The organism is Zoogloea sp. (genome assembly GCF_030157465.1).
In the GTDB taxonomy this organism is placed as follows: domain Bacteria; phylum Pseudomonadota; class Gammaproteobacteria; order Burkholderiales; family Rhodocyclaceae; genus Zoogloea.
Map to the genome: position 1 here is coordinate 15,005 of NZ_JAOAUU010000162.1, position 17,564 is coordinate 32,568.

Genomic DNA, 17,564 nt, shown 5'->3' on the forward strand with positions numbered 1-17,564 from the left:
GTGCCGGCGATTTTTTATTCAGGAGTTCAGAACGGCAGCTTGATGCCCGGCCACACGCCTTCGATGGCGCGGCGGAAGTCGGCCTGGATGCGCTCGATGGCCGCCTGGGTGTCGGCTTCAAAACGCAGCACGACCACCGGCGTGGTGTTGGACGGACGGGCCAGGCCGAAGCCGTCGGCGTATTCGACGCGTACGCCGTCGATGGTCAGGATGCTCTCGGCACCTTCGAAACGGGCCTCGGCCTTGAGCTTGTCCACCAGCGCGAAGGGCTCGCCCTCGTTCATCTTGATGTTGAGCTCGGGGGTGCTGATGGCGTCGGGCAGATTCTTCAGCACCGGGTTGGCGTCGGCGTGGCGGGAGACGATCTCCAGCAGGCGGGCGCCGGTGTAGAGGCCGTCATCGAAGCCGTACCAGCGTTCCTTGAAGAACACGTGGCCGCTCATCTCGCCAGCCAGCGGAGCGCCGGTTTCCTTGAGCTTGGCTTTGACCAGCGCGTGGCCGGTGTTCCACATGGTGGGCTTGCCGCCGCGGGCGGTGATCCAGCCGGCCAGGTTGCGGGTGCATTTGACGTCGTAGATGATTTCGCCACCCGGCACGCGGGTCAGCACGTCTTCGGCGAAGAGCATCAGCTGGCGGTCGGGGAAGATGATCTCGCCATCCTTGGTGACGACGCCCAGGCGGTCGCCGTCGCCGTCGAAGGCGAGGCCGATCTCGGCGTCGGTCTCGGAGAGGGCGCGGATCACGTCGGCGAGGTTCTCGGGCTTGGACGGATCGGGGTGGTGGTTGGGGAAGTTGCCATCCACTTCGCAGAACAGCTCGACCAGTTCGCAGCCGAGGCGCTTGAAGAGTTCGGGGGCCACCGCGCCGGCCACGCCGTTACCGCAGTCCATCACGATTTTCATCGGGCGCGAGAGCTTCACGTCACCGATGATTTTTTCGACGTAGGCCGGCACGACGTTGGCCTGGGTGAGCTTGCCCGGGACGGCGGCGGTGACGAGGTCGCCGTCGATGATGCGCTGGCGCAGGGCCTGGATCAGTTCGCCGAACAGGGTCTGGCCGCCGAGGACCATCTTGAGGCCGTTGTAGTCGGGCGGGTTGTGGCTGCCGGTGACCGAGACGCAGGAGTTCGTGCCGAGTTCGTAGGCCGCGAAGTAGGTGAGCGGCGTGGGCACGCAGCCCACGTCGATGACATCGACGCCTGCAGCGCGGATGCCGTCAGCGAGGGCGCCGGCCAGCTCGGGGCCGGACAGACGGCCGTCGCGACCGACTGCGATGGCCTTCTGGCTGCGGGCGACAGCCTCGGAGCCGAGGGCATGGCCAATGGCGCGAACGGCTTCGGCGGTCAGGGTCTTGTCGACGATGCCGCGGATGTCATAGGCCTTGAAGATCTCGGGTGCGGGAACGAACATGCGGAAAACTCCGGTGCGAAAAACGATGAAGGATGAATTATACGCGGTCGCTCATGACAGCCCGGCAGGGGGCTAAGCAATTGGCGGAAAAGCCGTTTGGCAATTGCCGATATCCGTGAAAAAGCGCACGAGCCGGTTTGGCAGCCAGTCCAGGTTTCCGGGCCAGGGGCCGCTGACGAAGCCCACGTGGCCGCCGTCCGCTGGCTGCTCAAGCTGGATGCAGGCGGAAACCTCGTCCCCGCCGGGCAGGTGGCGGGCCGGCAGGAAGGGGTCGTTCAGCGGGTTGATGAGCAGCGTCGGCAGCCGGATGTCAGTCAGGTGGGGCTTGCTCGAGGCGCGCAGCCAGTAGTCGTCGGTATTGCGAAACCCGTGGAGCGGGGCGGTGACGAGGTTGTCGAATTCGTAGAGATTGGCGGCCCGCAACATGGCGTCTCTGTCGAAGAGGCCGGGGTGGCGTTGCAGCTTGAGGGCTGCGCTTGCCTTGAGCGTGGCCAGGAAGTGGCGGGTGTAGAGGCGGTTGAAGCCGCGTCCCAGGTTGTGACCGGCGGCGGAGAGGTCAAGAGGCGGGCAGATGGCGGCAGCCGCGCTGACGATGCGGCTGGCAGCCAGGCCCCGGGTGCCCAGCCACAGGAGCAGGGCGTTGCCGCCGAGGGAGACGCCGGCGGCGTAGCGCGGCACGTGGGGATGAAGGGCGGCCAGGCGTTCGAGAATCCAGCCGATTTCGTCGGCGTCGCCGGAATGGTAGGCGCGGGGCTGTCGGTTGGGCTCGCCGGAGCAGCCGCGAAAATGTGGCACCACGCCGTTCCAGCCCCGGGCTGCGAGATGGCGCATCAGGCTGCGGGCGTAGGGTGAGCGGCTGGAGCCTTCAAGGCCGTGGAAGAGGATGACCAGCGGGGCTCCAGGCCGGTGGGGCAGCCAGTCGAGGTCGATGAAATCGCCGTCCGGTGTGTCCCAGCGTTCGCGCCTGAAATCAGGCAGCGGCCCCTTGCGGAGCAGGGGCCAGATGGTCTGGAGGTGTCCGCCGGGAAGCCAGCGGGGTGCGATGTAGGCGGAGCCGGGCGCGGGGCTCAATGGATGATGTGCGGGCTGTCGCTGCCGCGCAGGTTGTCCATGTCGGGGGCCGGGGAGGCGTGATGCAGGACCATTCGCCAGCCGACGGGCCCACGGGTGAAGACGTTGGTCGCGATGATGGGCGGGTGCAGGCGATGGTCGCCTTCGAGGTGGACGCGCTGATGGACGGTATGCACCGCGGTCATCACGTTGAGCCACTGCACCGGCTGGGTGGGATGCACGATGATGCGGGTTCCGGCTTCGAAGAGTTGCCGCCACGATTCACGGATCGCCGGAATCCCGACCAGGCGGATGCTGCCCGGATGGATGCACACGACCTCTTCGTCTTCCGACCACACGGCCATCATGCCGTCGAGGTCGGCATGGGAGAGGCTCGCGTAGAAGGCGGCTTCAGCCTCCTCGGGCGAGGTGAAGATGGGGTTCGTCATGGGGCAGGCTTTCGCGGCGGGTGTCCGGATACGGCACGGGGGCGTTGCCGCCCCCGTGCCGACCGAAACATCCTCGGAGTGTCAGTGATGACCTTTGGGGCGCTCGCCCGTGAGGACATACTGGGCGCCGCAGTAGGGGCAGCGAGCCTGGCCTTCCGAGGTGACGTCGAGGAAAACCCGCGGATGGCGCGCCCACAGCGGGGCGTCGGGCATCGGACACTGCAGCGGCAGATCCTTGGCGGTCACTTCGATCGGCTTGGTCTTGTCCTGGTTTTCAGGCATGTAGTTCTCCCCCGGGGCTTAGATGAAGGACAGCCAGTTCTCGTATTCGGGCGCCTGGCCGTTCACGATTTCGAAGAAACGCTTTTGCAGCTTCTGGGTAACCGGGCCGCGCTTGCCTTCGCCGATGATCCGGCCGTCCACGTCGCGGATCGGGGTGACTTCGGCGGCGGTGCCGGTGAAGAAGGCTTCGTCGGCGATGTACACGTCGTCGCGGGTGACGCGCTTGGAAACCACGTCGAGGCCGAATTCCTTGGCGACCTGGATGACCGAAGAGCGGGTGATGCCGGTGAGGGCGGAGGCGATCTCGGGTTCGTAGATCACGCCGTCCTTGACCAGGAAGAGGTTCTCGCCTGCGCCTTCGGCCACGAAACCGTTGGTGTCGAGCAGCAGGGCTTCATCGTAGCCGGCTTCGACGGCTTCTTCGTTGGCGAGGATGGAGTTGGCGTAGGTGGAGGCCAGCTTGGCGCGCGGCATCGTCACGTTGACGTGGTGGCGGGCAAAGGAGGAAATCTTCACGCGGATGCCGTGCTCGAGGGCTTCTTCGCCCAGGTAAGCGCCCCACGGCCAGGCGGCGATGGCGACGTGCACCGTGGCACCCTTGGTGGAGATGCCCATCTTTTCGGAGCCGTAGAAGGCGATCGGACGCAGGTAGCAGCTTTCGAGCTTGTTGGCGCGAACCACTTCGAGCTGGGCTTCCATCAGAACTTCCTTGGTGTAAGGAATGTTCATCATGTAGATCTTGCCGGAGTTGATCAGGCGCTGGGTGTGCTCGGCGAGACGGAAAATGGCCGTGCCCTTGACGGTGTTGTACGCGCGGACGCCCTCGAATACGGACAGGCCGTAGTGAAGGGAGTGGGTGAGCACGTGGGTGGTTGCTTCACGCCACGGAACAAGCTTGCCGTCGTACCAGATGAAACCGTCGCGGTCGGACATGGACATGATGGGGGATCTCCAGCTGAGAACAGTAAAATTAAGCCTTCGATTCTAGCGCATTCCGCAGGCCTGCGGACCGTCGGGCCGAAGGGGTTAAAATGCTGCTTTTGCCAGTACGGGGTTTGCCCATGAGGATCTGGAAGCCGAATGTCACGGTGGCGGCCGTTGTCGAGCGCGACGGGCGCTTTCTGATGGTGGAAGAGGAAACCGATGACGGGCTGCGCTTCAATCAGCCTGCAGGTCACCTCGACGAGGGGGAATCGCTGGTGCAGGCTGCGGCCCGCGAGGCGCTGGAAGAAACCGCTCACCAGTTCCGGCCGGAGTTTCTGGTCGGCATCTACCAGTGGCCGCGGCCGGCGGGTGATATCACTTACCTGCGGTTTGCCTTTGGCGGTGCGATCACCGGTTTCGATCCGGATCGCGCGCTAGACAGCGGAATCGTGCGGGCGGTGTGGATGAGTCTCGACGAGCTTCGTGCCACGCGCGAGCGTCATCGCAGCCCGCTGATCCTGCAGTGCTGCGAGGATTACATGGCCGGCCGGCGTTTTCCGCTGGATCTGATCCGGCATTACGACGCCTGAGGATGCGCGTTCTCGTGCCCTGCCTGGCTGCGTTTTTCGTCGGCTTGTCCGCTGGGCCGGCGGTGGCGGATGAGCGGGTGGAGATCTGCTACAACTACGGCTGCCTTGCCAGGGCCGGGGTGGTTTTTTCCGAGCTGCGTCTGGTGGAAATTGCCGGCCGCTTGCGGCTGGCGGATTCTGCGGTGGCGGAGCGGGCGATTCTGGCCCGGGTGGTGGGGCAGCTTTACCGCTGGGCCGGCGAGCAGTCGCCGATTGGTGCGGATCGGCCTGGCAACTATCTGGATTTTGGTGAGAACGGAATGATGGACTGTGTCGATCATTCCGAATCGACGACGCAGTTGCTCCGCATGCTGGAGGCGCGCGGCCTGCTGCGCTTTCATGCGGTGGAGCCCGTCAGCCGGCGGGTGCGCTGGGTGTTTGCCCAACATTTTTCGGCGGTTATCCGCGAGCGCAGTGAAGCGTCGCCTGCGGATGGCGCGCGTTTTGTAGTGGATTCCTGGTTCGGGGAGCACGGCGATCCAGCCGTGGTGTTGCCCCTGGAAGATTGGCTGGATGGAGAAGGACCGAATGTCTCATAAGCAAAAAGTCGTCGTCGGCATGTCCGGCGGCGTGGATTCATCGGTGGCGGCCTTGCTGCTCAAGCAGCAGGGCTACGACGTGGTCGGCCTGTTCATGAAGAACTGGGAGGACGACGATGACGATGAATACTGTTCGACCCGTCAGGATCTGGTGGATGTGGTGTCGGTGGCGGACGTGATCGGCATCGACCTGGAAGTGGTCAACTTCTCGAAGGAGTACAAGGAGCGGGTTTTTGCCGGCTTTCTGAGCGAGTACGAAGCCGGCCGCACGCCCAATCCGGATATTTTGTGCAACTCGGAAATCAAGTTCCGGGCCTTTCTCGACCATGCGATGGCGCTTGGCGCCGACCGGATTGCCACCGGCCATTACGCCCAGGTGCGTGAATGGACCAACGACGGTCGTACCGAATACCAGCTCATGAAGGCCGAGGACGGTACCAAGGACCAGAGCTACTTCCTGTATCGACTGAATCAGGCGCAGCTGTCGAAAACCCTGTTTCCCATCGGCCACCTCTACAAGCGCGACGTGCGCAAGATGGCTGAGGCGGCCGGCTTGCATGTGTTCGCCAAGAAGGACTCGACCGGAATCTGCTTCATCGGCGAGCGTCCATTCCGTGAATTCCTCGGGCGCTACCTGCCGGCTAGGCCGGGTGAGATCCGCACGCTGGATGGCGATCGGGTGATCGGCCAGCATCAGGGGCTGATGCATCACACCATCGGTCAGCGCAAAGGTCTGCAGATCGGCGGCATCAAGGGCAACCAGGACGACGCCGGCGAGCATGACGCCTGGTATGTGGCGCAGAAGGATGTGGCTAAAAATGTGCTCTACGTGGTGCAGAGCCATGATCATCCGGCGCTGCTGAAGGATCGCCTGATTGCGGCAGATCTGTCGTGGGTGTCGGGGCATGATCCGCGTACCCATTGGGTTTATACCGCCAAGCCGCGTTACCGCACGCCGGATGCGCCCTGTGAGATCGACGTGCTTGCGGCCGGCCGCGCCGAGATCGCCTTCGCCCAGCCGCAATGGGCGGTGACGCCGGGGCAGAGCGTGGTGGTGTACGAAAGCAAGGTGTGTCTGGGCGGCGGCATCATCGTGGCATAAGGCGGGCCTCTTGCCATTAAAAACGGGCGCCGTGGCGCCCGTTGTACTTGATGCGGTCGCTCAGGGGTTCTGGGCGAGACGGATGCTGTCGTAAGACCAGTTGCGCTCCCACGCGGCGCGCACCAGGTTGGGGTATTCGGCCCGGCCGAGGCTGCCGTTGTAGCGGCCGAGCGCGCGGAAGAGGTCGCCCTTTTCGATGTCGACGTAGTGTCGCAGGATTGTGCAACCGAAGCGCAGGTTGGTGCGCATGTGGAAAAGGTTGCTGTCGGGCGTGCCGATCAGCCTGGTCCAGAAAGGCATGACCTGCATGTAGCCGCGGGCGCCGGCGGTGGACAGGGCGTATTTCTTGAAGCCGCTTTCCACCTGGATCAGGCCCAGCACCAGTTGCGGATCGAGTCCGGCGCGGGTGGCTTCGTAGTGCACCGCGCGCAGGAGTTCGGAGCGATAGGTTTCATCGGGGATGCGCCGGGCCAGGCGCTGGGACATTTCGGCCAGCCAGCGCGCCCGTTCGGGCGAGCGCTGGAAGCTGGTGTCCAGCGGTGCCTGGTCGGCAACCGCCGTGTGCAGGGCGGCCTGCACGCTGGCGGCCAGCGGTTCGTATTGCTGGTTGCCGGCCTGCGCAGGCGTCGCCCCGCCTGCCAGCAGCACGGCGAGGAGGGCGGGGGCAAGCGTGTTGCGCAGGCTGGTCACCGGTCAGCCCTTCAGCTTGGCGATGACGACTGCAGCGACATCGGCGAGCGCAAGCTTGGTCGCTTCCGCCTCGCGACGCCCCTGGTACTCGACCACGCCTTCCTTCAGGCCGCGATCGCCGATCACCACGCGGTGGGGCGTGCCGATCAGTTCGTTGTCGGCCAGGAGCGAGCCCGGGCGCTCGTCGCGATCGTCGAGGAAGACGTCGATGCCGGCGGCCGACAGCTCGGCGTAAAGCGCGTTGGCGGCGTCACGCACGGCCTCGGACTTGGCAAAGCCCATCGGCACGATGGCGACCTGGAAGGGGGCGATGGCGTCCGGCCAGATGATGCCGCGGGCGTCGTTGTTCTGCTCGATGGCGGCGCCGAGGATGCGCGATACGCCAATGCCGTAGCAGCCCATCTCCATGATCTGCTCCTTGCCCTGCTCGTTGAGGAACTTGCAGTTGAGGGCTTCGGCGTACTTGGTGCGCAGCTGGAAGATATGGCCGACTTCGATGCCGCGGCAGATTTCGAGGCTGCCCTTGCCGTCCGGCGAGGGGTCGCCGACGACGACGTTGCGCAGGTCGGCCACTTCGGCTTCGGGGAAGTCGCGGCCGATGTTGGCGCCGGTGTAATGGTGGTCGTCGTCGTTGGCGCCGGTGACGAAATCGGCCATCGCAGCCACCGTGCGGTCCATCACTACGCGGCCGGTGAAGCCGATGGGGCCGAGCGAGCCGGCGTTGGCTCCAAAGGCGGTGAGGATGTCGCCGGGCGTGGCGAAGGTGAGCGGGTTGCGGATGCCGGCGATCTTCTGGGCCTTGACCTCGTTAAGCTCGTGGTCGCCGCGCAGCAGCAGCAGAACGGGCTTGCCGCCGGACGCGTCGTCGCCTTCGACGACGATGGCCTTGACGGTGGTTTCGGCGGGAATCTTCAGGAAGGCAGCCAGCTCGGCGATGGTCTTGGCGCCGGGGGTGGGCACCTTGGTCAGCGCTGCCGTGGCCGCGGGGCGCGGCATTGCAGGGGCGACCGCCTCGGCCAGTTCGACGTTGGCGGCGTAGTCGGAATCCGGGCAGTAGGCGATGTCGTCCTCGCCGGTTTCGGCGATGACATGGAATTCGTGGGAGCCGGTGCCGCCGATCGAGCCGGTGTCGGCAGCCACCGCGCGGAACTTCAGGCCGAGGCGGTTGAAGATGCGGTGGTAGGTGTCGTACATGTTGCGGTACTCACGCTGCAGATCCTCGAAGGAACTGTGGAAGGAGTAGCCGTCTTTCATGACGAACTCGCGGCCGCGCATCACGCCGAAGCGGGGGCGGATCTCGTCGCGGAACTTGGTCTGGATCTGATAGAAATGCTTGGGCAGCTGGCGGTAGCTGCGCAGATCGCGGCGCACCACGTCGGTGATGACTTCCTCGTGGGTCGGGCCGACGACGAATTCACGGTCGTGACGATCCTTGAAGCGCAGCAGTTCGGGGCCATAGAAATCCCAGCGGCCGGACTCCTGCCACAGTTCGGCGGGCTGCACGGCCGGCATCAGCACCTCGATGGCGCCAGCTCGGTTCATTTCTTCCCTCACGATCGCTTCCACCTTGCGCAGGGCTCGCAAGCCCAGCGGCATCCAGGTGTAGATGCCGCCGGCAAGGCGTTTGATCAGCCCTGCCCGCATCATCAGCTTGTGACTGATGACTTCGGCGTCGGACGGGGCTTCCTTGAGGGTCGAGAGGAAGAACTGGGAGGCACGCATGGACGGAATCCGTTGAAAGTTCAATTTGCAATTTTAGCGTGCACCCGCAGCCTTGGCGGTGTTCGTGTCGCAACGCACCGTTTCGGGCGTGCTCCTTTCAAGGGCGGGGGAAATGTGGAAGAATTCTGGCCAGTTCATGAATTAAAGGTTGCACCATGCTCGACCGTGAAGGCTTTCGGCCTAACGTCGGCATCATTCTGGTGAATGCGCGCAACGAAGTTTTCTGGGGCAAACGGATACGAGAACATTCCTGGCAGTTTCCGCAAGGCGGAATCAAGCACGGCGAATCGCCGGAACAGGCCATGTACCGGGAGCTCTACGAAGAAGTCGGCTTGAAGCCTGAGCACGTTCGCGTCATTGGCCGCACACGCGGCTGGTTGCGTTACGAGGTGCCCAAGCACTGGATCAAGCGGGAATGGCGTAACACCTATCGGGGACAGAAACAGATCTGGTTTCTGCTGCGACTGGTGGGGCGAGATTCCGACGTTTGTCTGCGCGCCAGCAATCACCCGGAGTTCGATGCCTGGCGCTGGAGTTATTACTGGGTGCCGCTGGAGGCGGTGATCGAGTTCAAGCGCGGCGTGTACCAGTCTGCGTTGCTGGAGTTGGCACGCCTGCTGTTTCGTGACCGGCTGTTCGATATCCCCGAAAGTTACCGGCTCTTTGATATGCCGCTCGGGCCCGAAGACGTTCCACACTCCTCTCCCTGACCCTTTCTTGCAGAGCTGAAGCCCTGCGTCTATGTCCCCGTCCCGGATCTGAAACCTGCCTTCGCTGCCCTGGCCAGCGCTTCCGGTTTCAGATATCGGGCGACTCGGGATACACCTCATGGCGCAGGCTCCATCAGATCAGGTGATCCTGATCCTGAGCGGATGCGGTGAACGAGCCACGGCCCGGCGTCTTGCGAAGATATCTCCGTTTTTGGCTACGATCCAGGAAATGGCTGATTCCCGGCGCTTTCCTGCCATTGTGATTTCCCGTCACTGATACCTGCTTGAACCTGCTTGAATCGGGCTGGGTGTTCAGCCACGTCCAGTGTGTCGTGGCAATCCTCAAGCCTGGCAGCTGGCTGTTGTGCGAGATTTGTTCCGCAGTTCCGGCTTGCCCTCCAGGCTGGGTCGCGCTGACATCCAGGCTTTTTGCGCCAGCTGATCGCTGTTGCCACGGCTGGCGGGGGAGAGGTTGTAGAATCAGGAGTCCGTTTCCTTGAAGGTTCCCATGTCCGCGTTTTCCCGTCGCCTGCGTCAAGGCGCTTTCGCGATCGTGTCGGTCGCACTTCTCTCCGTGTCGGTGGCCCATGCTCAGCGAACTGCGCTGTTCGAGAGCGATGGCAAGCCCGACTGGAAAGAGGGAGAGGTCCGTTTTCCGCCCTATCCGGCGCCCGCAGATTTGCTTGCCTTTGATGTCAGCTCGTCCGCCACGGCCTCATTCTTCATCGACGCCAGATCGCTCAGCCTCGCCGACGATGGCGTCGTGCGCTACACGCTGGTCGTGCGGGGAGCAGGGGGCGCCGAAAACGTGAGTTATGAGGGCATTCGTTGCGAGACCGCCGAACGCAAGCTGTACGCCATCGGGCGTAGCGGCGGCGAGTGGGTGCGTTCCGGCAACGACGCATGGGCGCAGATCGCCGACAACGCGTTTAACCGGCAGCACGCAGCGCTCTTCAAAGACTACTTCTGCCGTCCGGGCGAGGCTCGGCCCGTGCTGGACCAGATCCTCCGCTCGCTCCGCTACGGCGCTCTGCCGCGTTAAGAATCCGAATCCTGAATTTCGAGGTTGTGAGAGATGATTGACCAGCTGATTATCGGTTTTGACAAGGCGCTGCGCACGGTGTTTGCCAATGCGCACACGGTGCGCCCCGTGCCTGGCGCCGCCCAGCCCGAGGCGGAACTGTCTGACGAGGAGCGGCGGAATGCCGCTGCCCTGATGCGGGTGAACCACTGCGGCGAAATCTGTGCCCAGGCGCTCTACCAGGGGCAGGCGCTGATGTCCAAGGACGAAGGGATCAAGCGCGCGCTCGAGGGGGCGGCCCATGAGGAAACGGAGCATCTTGCCTGGACCGAGCGCCGGATTGCCGAGCTGGGGGGGCGAAAGAGCCTGCTCAATCCGCTCTGGTATGGAAGCTCCCTGGCCATCGGCATGATCGCCGCACGCTTCGGCGACGGCGTGAACCTCGGTTTCCTCGCGGAAACCGAGCGTCAGGTTGAAGCCCACCTCAAGAGTCACCTGGAACGATTGCCCGCCCAGGATCTTCGCTCGCGGGAAATCGTCGAGCAGATGAAGGTCGATGAGGTGGCTCACGCCGAAACGGCGCTGGGGCTTGGCGCGGTGGAACTGCCTGCGCCGGTCAAGGCCGCCATGAAGGCGACCTCCAAAGTCATGACCGGCGTGGCCTACTGGGTGTAGTGCGGCGATTGGCGCCAAAGGCGTCGGCATGACGCCTGCGCCCGTAGTCGCTCAGGCTTCTACGATTTCCCAGGTGTGCTCGATCACAGCGGTCTTGCCGAGCATGACCGTCGCCGAGCAGTACTTTTCGTAAGAAAGCCTGATGGCCCGCTCGACTGACTCGGGCTTGAGGTTGTGGCCGCTCACTTTGTAATGAAAGGCGATGCGGGTGAAAACCTTCGGGTCCGTCTCGGCCCGCTCGGCCTTCAGGCTTACCGCGCAGTCAGTGACCTCCTGGCGACTGCGCTTGAGGATCAACACCACATCGAAGGCTGTGCAGCCTCCAGCGCCGGCCAGCATCATCTCCATCGGTCGGGGCGCGAGATTGCGCCCACCGGCTTCCGGCGCACCATCCATTGCCACAAGGTGTCCGGAACCTGTTTCGGCATGGAAGGTCATACCGTCCGCACCGCCCCACTTGACTACGCATTCCATTCTACGTTCCTCAGAAATCAACTGGCGCGCCCACAACCGGCGCCCGGGAATACGGATTGTAGCCGGACCATGGCCAGCAGTCTGAGGTGTCTTTGTTGCGGTGCAGCAAGGCGATCTTCAGGGGGTAGGGTGGCTCAGTGCGTTTATGTGTTTGGGGTAGTTTCTTACCTATTTAAAACAATGGGTTGCGAGTGTTTTTTTGCGATAAATGATATTTATACGGGCATCAGAGTATTTGTGACGCGACGCACAAAAATTGCTTGCGCCTGCACGGGTACATCGCGATAATTCATTCAGTCCAGTTGCTTTTGTTGGTTGAAGCAGCTGAAAGGTGTCTCCTCCACCCTCCTCCTTTGGTGTGGATTTAGCGCAGATCTCCCCGATCTGCGCTTTTTTTTATCTCTCGATAGGGTTTGACAAAGGCCCGAGCTGCGCGATAGAATCCGCGGCTTTCCGAATTATGGTTTGTTCCCGGTGTCGGGAAAAGTCTGAGGATTCTCCATGAAAACGTTTTCTGCCAAGCCGCATGAGGTCAAGCACGACTGGTTCGTCGTAGACGCGACGGACCTGGTCCTTGGTCGGCTTGCTTCCGAAGTTGCGCGTCGCTTGCGCGGCAAACATAAAGCCATCTACACGCCGCACGTCGATACGGGTGATTTTATCGTCGTCGTCAACGTTGATAAGCTGCGTGTGACCGGCAACAAGGCCCAAGACAAGAAGTACTACAGCCACTCCGGTTATCCGGGTGGTATCTACGAAACCAACTTCACCAAGCTGCAGCAGCGCTTCCCTGCTCGCGTGCTGGAAAAGGCTGTCAAGGGCATGCTGCCCAAGGGCCCGCTCGGCTATGCGATGATTAAGAAGATGAAGTGCTACGCTGGCGCCGAGCATCCGCACGCCGCCCAGCAGCCCAAAGTTCTCGCGATTTAACAGGAGCCAACCATGGCTGTGACTTACAACTACGGTACCGGTCGCCGGAAGTCTGCCGTTGCCCGTGTATTTATGAAGAAGGGCACCGGCAGCATTGTCGTCAATGGCAAGCCTGTCGATGAGTTCTTCTCCCGTGAAACCGGTCGGATGATCGTTCGTCAGCCGCTCGTGCTGACCAACTTTACCGACAACTTCGACATCCTGGTCAATGTGACCGGCGGTGGCGAATCGGGTCAGGCTGGTGCCGTGCGTCACGGCATTACGCGTGCCCTGATCGACTACGATGCGGAACTCAAGTCGCCCCTGAAAAAGGCTGGCCTGGTTACTCGCGATGCCCGCGAAGTCGAGCGTAAGAAAGTCGGCTTCCGCAAGGCGCGTCGTCGCAAGCAATTCTCGAAGCGTTAATCGTTTCGACAGTTGTACCAAAAGGCCGCCTTCGGGCGGCTTTTTGTCATCTGGAAGTAGTATCTTTCACCCGGTGTGGCGCGGACGTCGGGTTGCGCTGGTTGTTCATTTCCTGTTGGGGGCGAGCATGATCAAGGTTGGTGTTGTAGGTGGTACCGGATATACCGGCGTCGAGTTGCTGCGTTTGCTGGCACAGCATCCGGAAGTAGAGATCAAGGCGATTACGTCGCGTGGCGATGCAGGGGTGCCGGTCGCTGATATGTTCCCGAGTCTGCGTCGTCGGGTTGATCTGCGTTTTGTCGATCCTCAGTCCGCCAATCTTGCCGCCTGCGACGTGGTTTTCTTTGCCACGCCCAACGGCATTGCCATGCAGCAGGCTGCCGATCTGGTGGCTGCGGGGGTCAAGGTGATCGATCTCGCCGCGGATTTCCGCATTTCGGATATTGCCGAGTGGGAAAAATGGTACGGCATGAAGCATGCCTGCCCGGAATTGGTGGCCGAAGCTGTGTACGGCTTGCCGGAGGTTAATCGCGCAGCGATCAAGAGTGCCCGTATCGTGGCCAACCCGGGCTGCTACCCCACGGCGGTTCAGCTGGGCTTTTTGCCGCTGGTCGAGGCGGGGGTGATCGAGCTCGACGGCCTGATTGCGGACTCCAAGTCGGGCGTCTCGGGGGCCGGGCGCAAGGCTGAAACCCACATCCTTTTTGCAGAGTCGGCGGATAACTTCCAGGCTTACGGTGTGGCCGGTCATCGCCATCTGCCGGAGATCCGGCAAGGTTTGTCGAGGTTTGCCGGTGCGCCAGTCGGTCTGACCTTTGTGCCCCACCTGACGCCCCTGATCCGTGGAATTCATGCGACGCTCTACGGGCGTCTCAAGAAGGATGTCGACTTGCAGGCCCTATTCGAAGAGCGCTTTGCCGGCGAGGCCTTTGTGGATGTCATGCCCAAGGGCTCGCACCCGTCCACGCGCTCTGTTCGCTCGGCAAACATGTGTCGCATTGCGGTTCATCGACCGCAAGGAGGCGACGTGGTGGTGGTGCTGTCGGTCATCGACAACTTGGTCAAGGGAGCGGCGGGGCAGGCGGTACAAAACATGAACATTCTGTTTGACCTCCCCGAAATCGCCGGACTGGGCCAGATTCCCGTCATGCCCTGAACTAAAGACGAGTAATTTTGTCGACTATTTGCTGTCAGTGTGTTGACCGCTTGCCGGTGCGCTGACCATAATCCGCAAATAAATCTGAAGGAGTTGTTCCATGAATGCCGTAATCGAAACCCCCAGCCCGTTTGTCTTCACCGATAGTGCGGCGAACAAAGTTAAAGATTTGATCATCGAGGAAGGTAATCCCGATCTGAAGCTGCGGGTTTTTGTGAGTGGCGGTGGCTGTTCCGGGTTTCAGTACGGTTTTACCTTTGACGAAATCCGTAACGAAGACGACACTGTGCTGGAAAAGGATGGCGTGATGCTTCTGATCGATCCGATGAGCTACCAGTACCTGGTCGGCGCCGAGATCGACTACACCGAAGGTCTGGAGGGTTCCCAGTTTGTGATCCGGAATCCGAATGCAACGAGCACCTGTGGCTGCGGTTCTTCGTTCTCTGCCTGATTGATCCTTGATGTTGTAGCTTGCGCCTGTCGGCGTGCCGTCTAGCCGGTCAGGTTAAACTCGAAAACGCCCGATGAATCTCATCGGGCGTTTTGTATTTGTGCGCCCAGCGTGGGCGAACTATCTGCGATAGCAAGTCGCGCCGCAGGTTGAGCTAACTCGGTCTGAACGGAAAGGGCAGGCTTCGGAGTATGCCTGCTCATAAAAAACAAAGCCCCCGACGGGCGGGGCGGGGGCTGTGGTGTTTGTCTGAAGGCAGGAGGGGGCTTCGGAGTCTTCCGTTTCTTCAGTCCAGAAAGGCCGTCTTGTCCTGCTGGAGTTGAGTGAGCCGGGCCGACAGGGCTGTTGTTTGGGCGCGGAAGGTGGCTAGCGCGCTGCCGCTCAATGCGGTCGCGTTGGGCAGGCTGACCGTCAGTGGGTCTTGGTGGATATTGTTGATCCGGAACTCGTAATGCAAGTGGGGGCCGGTGGCCCAGCCGGTGCTTCCAACGTAGCCGATTGTCTCACCCTGGGTTACGCGGGAGCCAGGCTTCAGGCCGCGCGCGAAGCCGCTCAGGTGCCCATATCCTGTCGTGTACTTGTCGCCATGGCGCAGTACGATGAAATTTCCGTACCCGTTCTGCTGACCGACGAATTCGACCGTGCCGTCCGATGTGGCCTTGACGGCCGTGCCGTGAGGCGCTGCGTAATCGACGCCCTTGTGTTCGCGCCAAGTGCCGAACACCGGGTGAAGCCGCATCGAAAAACCTGAGCTGACGCGGGAGAACTCCAGCGGTGAGCGAAGAAAGCCTTCCCTGTGGCTTTTTCCGTCCTGGTTGTAATAGTCTTGGCTGCCGTTTGGCTGAGTGAAGAGGTGGGCCGAGTGTCGAACGCCTTGGTTGATGAACTCGGCGGCGATAATTTTTCCGGTGCGAATGGCGCGGCCCTGGTGGTAGAGCACTTCGTAGATGACGCTGAAGCGGTCGCCCTTGCGCAGGTCTGTGTGAAAGTCGATGTCGTCGCCGAAAATCCGCGAGAGTTCTTCTGCCACGCTGTCGGGAAGGCCCACCGCATCCATGGCGGCGAACAGAGACGATTGCACTGTTCCTCCCTGCATGTGAATACGGCTCTCCAGGGCAAGCGCCTTCTGGCTTGCGTGCAATCTTCCGTCCGTTACTTCGATGACGTGCGCGCTGTCTGATCCCGGGGCTGAAATCGATGCTGAGTGGAGCCCGCCTTCGGCGGTGCTGGCGACGGTGATCAGGGCTCCGGGGCGGAAAGTGCCGGCCAGTTCTTTCGTAAGCTTCGGGTTGTTCGCCTGTGCGGTCAGGGCGCCTGCGGAAACGCCAAGGCGACGCAGTGCACCAGCCAAGCTCTCGCCGGCGCGGATCCTGTCTTCGCGGATAAACGGGCGCTGGTCGTTGCGACTGACAGAGACGGAAGGGGGTGCCAGTTGTTCAACCACCGTTTCCGTGACGAGCGGCTCCACGGGCATGCCCGGCGCCACCGCGATGGCCGCGGCCATTCCCACCGCAGACCCAAGGCCCGCACCCGCAACGCGCCACGTCCGCGTCGTGACGCCTTCGCGAAGCTTTTTGAGATGCGCTAGAATCGCCGTCTTTTCTCTAAGCATCAGACTTTCCAAGCAAAAACAAGCCGCGAAGTCTAACAAAAACGACGCGTGTCTGGACTTGCGCAAGGACAAATATGACCGAAATTACTGCGGCGCTGGAATTTATCAAACGTGGAGCTGATGAGCTCCTGGTCGAAGCCGAGCTTGTTGAAAAGCTCAAAACGGGCAGAGTCTTGCGCGTCAAGGCCGGCTTCGACCCCACGGCGCCTGATCTACATCTCGGGCATACCGTCCTGATCAACAAGCTGCGCCATTTTCAGGAGCTCGGCCATCAGGTGATGTTTCTGATCGGTGATTTCACCGGGATGATCGGCGATCCGTCCGGAAAGAACACAACGCGCCCGCCGCTGACCCGAGATCAGGTGCTCGAAAATGCCAAGACCTACCAGGAGCAGGTCTTCAAGATCCTAGATCCTGCCAAGACCGAGGTGTGCTTCAACTCCAGCTGGATGGAGGCGCTCGGTGCGTCGGGCATGATCCGTCTTGCGGCGCAGCATACCGTCGCGCGGATGCTCGAGCGAGATGACTTCTCGAAACGTTACGCTGCCCAGCAGCCGATCGCCATTCACGAGTTTCTTTACCCCTTGTGCCAGGGGTATGACTCCGTTGCGATGAAGGCCGATATCGAGCTGGGCGGCACGGATCAGCGCTTCAATCTTCTGGTCGGCAGGGAGCTGCAGAAGCATTACGGTCAAGCGCCGCAGTGCGTGCTCACCATGCCGCTGCTGGAGGGGCTGGACGGCGTGAACAAGATGTCCAAGTCGCTGGGCAACTACATCGGAATCTACGAGCCGGCGAACGAAATCTTCGGAAAAATCATGTCGATTTCGGATGATTTGATGTGGCGTTACTACGATCTGCTCTCGTTTCGTCCGAGTTCGGAGATTCAGGCTCTTCGTCACTCAATTACAGAGGGGAGGAATCCGCGCGATGTGAAAGTGATGCTCGCGCAGGAGATTGTTGCGCGCTTTCATGGCGCCGCTGCTGCGGCTGCAGCACTCGAAGATTTTGAAGCCCGCTTTCAGCGCAACGCGATTCCCGACGAGATGCCCGAGTTCACGCTGATATGCGGTGATGAGGGTGTCGGAATTGCTGGGGTTCTCAAGCAGGCGGGTCTGACAGCGAGTACCTCGGAGGCACTTCGCATGATTGATCAGGGTGGAGTGCGCATGAATGGCGACAAGGTGTCGGACAAGGGTTTGGTGCTGCGGGCGGGCGAAGCGGTGGTTCTGCAGGTTGGCAAGCGCAAGTTTGCGCGGGTAGCTATTGAGTAGATTTATCTCTTTAATCTCTTGACTGTTTTTGATAGTTCTCTATAATGCGGCCTCTCTTGC

The 17,564-nt window shown here is 61.8% G+C and carries 20 protein-coding genes; 11 read left to right on the plus strand and 9 right to left on the minus strand.

What is annotated here, in order from left to right:
* Nucleotides 1–26: 26 nt before the first annotated feature.
* From Q1W26_RS19595 to Q1W26_RS19615, 5 genes are all read right to left on the minus strand, one after another.
* Nucleotides 27–1,409: a phosphomannomutase/phosphoglucomutase gene (locus tag Q1W26_RS19595; RefSeq protein WP_300443603.1), complete on the minus strand. Its 1,383-nt coding sequence runs from the start codon at nt 1,407–1,409 to the stop codon at nt 27–29.
* A gap of 72 nt (nt 1,410–1,481) precedes the next feature.
* Nucleotides 1,482–2,480, minus strand: a complete 999-nt coding sequence (locus tag Q1W26_RS19600) for a hydrolase (protein WP_300443606.1) — start codon at nt 2,478–2,480, stop codon at nt 1,482–1,484.
* On the minus strand, nt 2,477–2,908 hold the full coding sequence (locus Q1W26_RS19605; RefSeq protein ID WP_300443609.1) for a nuclear transport factor 2 family protein: 432 nt from the start codon (nt 2,906–2,908) through the stop codon (nt 2,477–2,479). Before Q1W26_RS19605 ends, Q1W26_RS19600 begins: the two co-directional genes overlap by 4 nt.
* An 81-nt stretch (nt 2,909–2,989) precedes the next feature.
* On the minus strand, nt 2,990–3,190 hold the full coding sequence (locus tag Q1W26_RS19610) for a zinc-finger domain-containing protein (protein WP_300443612.1): 201 nt from the start codon (nt 3,188–3,190) through the stop codon (nt 2,990–2,992).
* 18 nt (nt 3,191–3,208) lie between these two features.
* Entirely contained in the window at nt 3,209–4,129 is a 921-nt protein-coding gene (locus Q1W26_RS19615; RefSeq protein ID WP_300443615.1) for a branched-chain amino acid transaminase, read from the minus strand.
* A 116-nt stretch (nt 4,130–4,245) separates the two neighbouring features.
* Between Q1W26_RS19615 and Q1W26_RS19620 the strand changes: the two genes are divergently transcribed.
* The 3 genes from Q1W26_RS19620 (at nt 4,246) to mnmA (ending at nt 6,384) form a co-directional block, all read left to right on the plus strand.
* Nucleotides 4,246–4,704, plus strand: coding sequence for an NUDIX hydrolase (locus tag Q1W26_RS19620; protein ID WP_300443656.1), 459 nt, complete (start codon nt 4,246–4,248; stop codon nt 4,702–4,704).
* A 77-nt stretch (nt 4,705–4,781) separates the two neighbouring features.
* Nucleotides 4,782–5,282: a hypothetical protein gene (locus Q1W26_RS19625; RefSeq protein WP_300443618.1), complete on the plus strand. Its 501-nt coding sequence runs from the start codon at nt 4,782–4,784 to the stop codon at nt 5,280–5,282.
* On the plus strand, nt 5,272–6,384 hold the full coding sequence (mnmA, locus tag Q1W26_RS19630; protein WP_300443620.1) for a tRNA 2-thiouridine(34) synthase MnmA: 1,113 nt from the start codon (nt 5,272–5,274) through the stop codon (nt 6,382–6,384). Before Q1W26_RS19625 ends, mnmA begins: the two co-directional genes overlap by 11 nt.
* Nucleotides 6,385–6,444: 60 nt before the next feature.
* On the opposite strand, the gene Q1W26_RS19635 is transcribed toward mnmA, so the two are convergent.
* A complete protein-coding gene (locus Q1W26_RS19635) occupies nt 6,445–7,065 on the minus strand; it encodes a lytic transglycosylase domain-containing protein (protein WP_300443659.1) in 621 nt (206 codons plus the stop codon).
* A 12-nt stretch (nt 7,066–7,077) separates the two neighbouring features.
* Nucleotides 7,078–8,796: a proline--tRNA ligase gene (locus tag Q1W26_RS19640; protein ID WP_300443625.1), complete on the minus strand. Its 1,719-nt coding sequence runs from the start codon at nt 8,794–8,796 to the stop codon at nt 7,078–7,080.
* A gap of 155 nt (nt 8,797–8,951) precedes the next feature.
* Here Q1W26_RS19640 and Q1W26_RS19645 point away from each other — a divergent pair, with 155 nt between their 5' ends.
* The 3 genes from Q1W26_RS19645 (at nt 8,952) to coq7 (ending at nt 11,202) form a co-directional block, all read left to right on the plus strand.
* Entirely contained in the window at nt 8,952–9,506 is a 555-nt protein-coding gene (locus Q1W26_RS19645) for an RNA pyrophosphohydrolase (RefSeq protein WP_300443628.1), read from the plus strand.
* A gap of 496 nt (nt 9,507–10,002) precedes the next feature.
* A complete protein-coding gene (locus Q1W26_RS19650; protein WP_300443631.1) occupies nt 10,003–10,548 on the plus strand; it encodes a CNP1-like family protein in 546 nt (181 codons plus the stop codon).
* Nucleotides 10,549–10,581: 33 nt separating this feature from the next.
* A complete protein-coding gene (gene coq7, locus Q1W26_RS19655; RefSeq protein WP_300443634.1) occupies nt 10,582–11,202 on the plus strand; it encodes a 2-polyprenyl-3-methyl-6-methoxy-1,4-benzoquinone monooxygenase in 621 nt (206 codons plus the stop codon).
* A 51-nt stretch (nt 11,203–11,253) separates the two neighbouring features.
* Here coq7 and Q1W26_RS19660 read toward each other — a convergent pair whose 3' ends face one another.
* A complete protein-coding gene (locus Q1W26_RS19660) occupies nt 11,254–11,676 on the minus strand; it encodes an OsmC family protein (RefSeq protein WP_300443637.1) in 423 nt (140 codons plus the stop codon).
* A gap of 501 nt (nt 11,677–12,177) precedes the next feature.
* On the opposite strand from Q1W26_RS19660, the gene rplM reads away from it, so the two are divergent.
* From rplM to erpA, 4 genes are all read left to right on the plus strand, one after another.
* Nucleotides 12,178–12,606 carry a 50S ribosomal protein L13 gene (gene rplM / locus Q1W26_RS19665; RefSeq protein ID WP_300443640.1) on the plus strand — a complete coding sequence of 143 codons (429 nt, stop codon included), beginning with the start codon at nt 12,178–12,180 and terminating at the stop codon, nt 12,604–12,606.
* Nucleotides 12,607–12,618: 12 nt separating this feature from the next.
* The gene (gene rpsI / locus Q1W26_RS19670; protein ID WP_300443643.1) at nt 12,619–13,011 is read left to right on the plus strand and encodes a 30S ribosomal protein S9; all 393 of its coding nucleotides are present in this window, start codon (nt 12,619–12,621) and stop codon (nt 13,009–13,011) included.
* 127 nt (nt 13,012–13,138) lie between these two features.
* Complete coding sequence (gene argC, locus Q1W26_RS19675) at nt 13,139–14,167, plus strand: N-acetyl-gamma-glutamyl-phosphate reductase (protein WP_300443646.1); 1,029 nt, start codon at nt 13,139–13,141, stop codon at nt 14,165–14,167.
* A 100-nt stretch (nt 14,168–14,267) separates the two neighbouring features.
* Nucleotides 14,268–14,618: an iron-sulfur cluster insertion protein ErpA gene (gene erpA, locus Q1W26_RS19680; protein ID WP_300443648.1), complete on the plus strand. Its 351-nt coding sequence runs from the start codon at nt 14,268–14,270 to the stop codon at nt 14,616–14,618.
* A 286-nt stretch (nt 14,619–14,904) separates the two neighbouring features.
* Here erpA and Q1W26_RS19685 read toward each other — a convergent pair whose 3' ends face one another.
* On the minus strand, nt 14,905–16,230 hold the full coding sequence (locus tag Q1W26_RS19685) for a peptidoglycan DD-metalloendopeptidase family protein (protein ID WP_300443650.1): 1,326 nt from the start codon (nt 16,228–16,230) through the stop codon (nt 14,905–14,907).
* 74 nt (nt 16,231–16,304) lie between these two features.
* On the opposite strand from Q1W26_RS19685, the gene tyrS reads away from it, so the two are divergent.
* Nucleotides 16,305–17,504, plus strand: a complete 1,200-nt coding sequence (gene tyrS / locus Q1W26_RS19690; RefSeq protein ID WP_300443653.1) for a tyrosine--tRNA ligase — start codon at nt 16,305–16,307, stop codon at nt 17,502–17,504.
* The last annotated feature ends 60 nt before the right edge of the window (nt 17,505–17,564 follow it).

Excerpts from the sequence above, each read along its gene's own strand:
- Q1W26_RS19605 (WP_300443609.1), bottom strand. The coding sequence starts at position 2,908 with ATGACGAACCCCATCTTCACCTCGCCCGAGGAGGCTGAAGCCGCCTTC.
- argC (WP_300443646.1), top strand. The coding sequence starts at position 13,139 with ATGATCAAGGTTGGTGTTGTAGGTGGTACCGGATATACCGGCGTCGAG.
- mnmA (WP_300443620.1), top strand. The coding sequence starts at position 5,272 with ATGTCTCATAAGCAAAAAGTCGTCGTCGGCATGTCCGGCGGCGTGGAT.
- rpsI (WP_300443643.1), top strand. The coding sequence starts at position 12,619 with ATGGCTGTGACTTACAACTACGGTACCGGTCGCCGGAAGTCTGCCGTT.
- Q1W26_RS19685 (WP_300443650.1), bottom strand. The coding sequence starts at position 16,230 with ATGCTTAGAGAAAAGACGGCGATTCTAGCGCATCTCAAAAAGCTTCGC.
- Q1W26_RS19615 (WP_300443615.1), bottom strand. The coding sequence starts at position 4,129 with ATGTCCATGTCCGACCGCGACGGTTTCATCTGGTACGACGGCAAGCTT.
- Q1W26_RS19660 (WP_300443637.1), bottom strand. The coding sequence starts at position 11,676 with ATGGAATGCGTAGTCAAGTGGGGCGGTGCGGACGGTATGACCTTCCAT.
- Q1W26_RS19645 (WP_300443628.1), top strand. The coding sequence starts at position 8,952 with ATGCTCGACCGTGAAGGCTTTCGGCCTAACGTCGGCATCATTCTGGTG.
- rplM (WP_300443640.1), top strand. The coding sequence starts at position 12,178 with ATGAAAACGTTTTCTGCCAAGCCGCATGAGGTCAAGCACGACTGGTTC.
- coq7 (WP_300443634.1), top strand. The coding sequence starts at position 10,582 with ATGATTGACCAGCTGATTATCGGTTTTGACAAGGCGCTGCGCACGGTG.
- tyrS (WP_300443653.1), top strand. The coding sequence starts at position 16,305 with ATGACCGAAATTACTGCGGCGCTGGAATTTATCAAACGTGGAGCTGAT.
- erpA (WP_300443648.1), top strand. The coding sequence starts at position 14,268 with ATGAATGCCGTAATCGAAACCCCCAGCCCGTTTGTCTTCACCGATAGT.
- Q1W26_RS19640 (WP_300443625.1), bottom strand. The coding sequence starts at position 8,796 with ATGCGTGCCTCCCAGTTCTTCCTCTCGACCCTCAAGGAAGCCCCGTCC.
- Q1W26_RS19595 (WP_300443603.1), bottom strand. The coding sequence starts at position 1,409 with ATGTTCGTTCCCGCACCCGAGATCTTCAAGGCCTATGACATCCGCGGC.
- Q1W26_RS19610 (WP_300443612.1), bottom strand. The coding sequence starts at position 3,190 with ATGCCTGAAAACCAGGACAAGACCAAGCCGATCGAAGTGACCGCCAAG.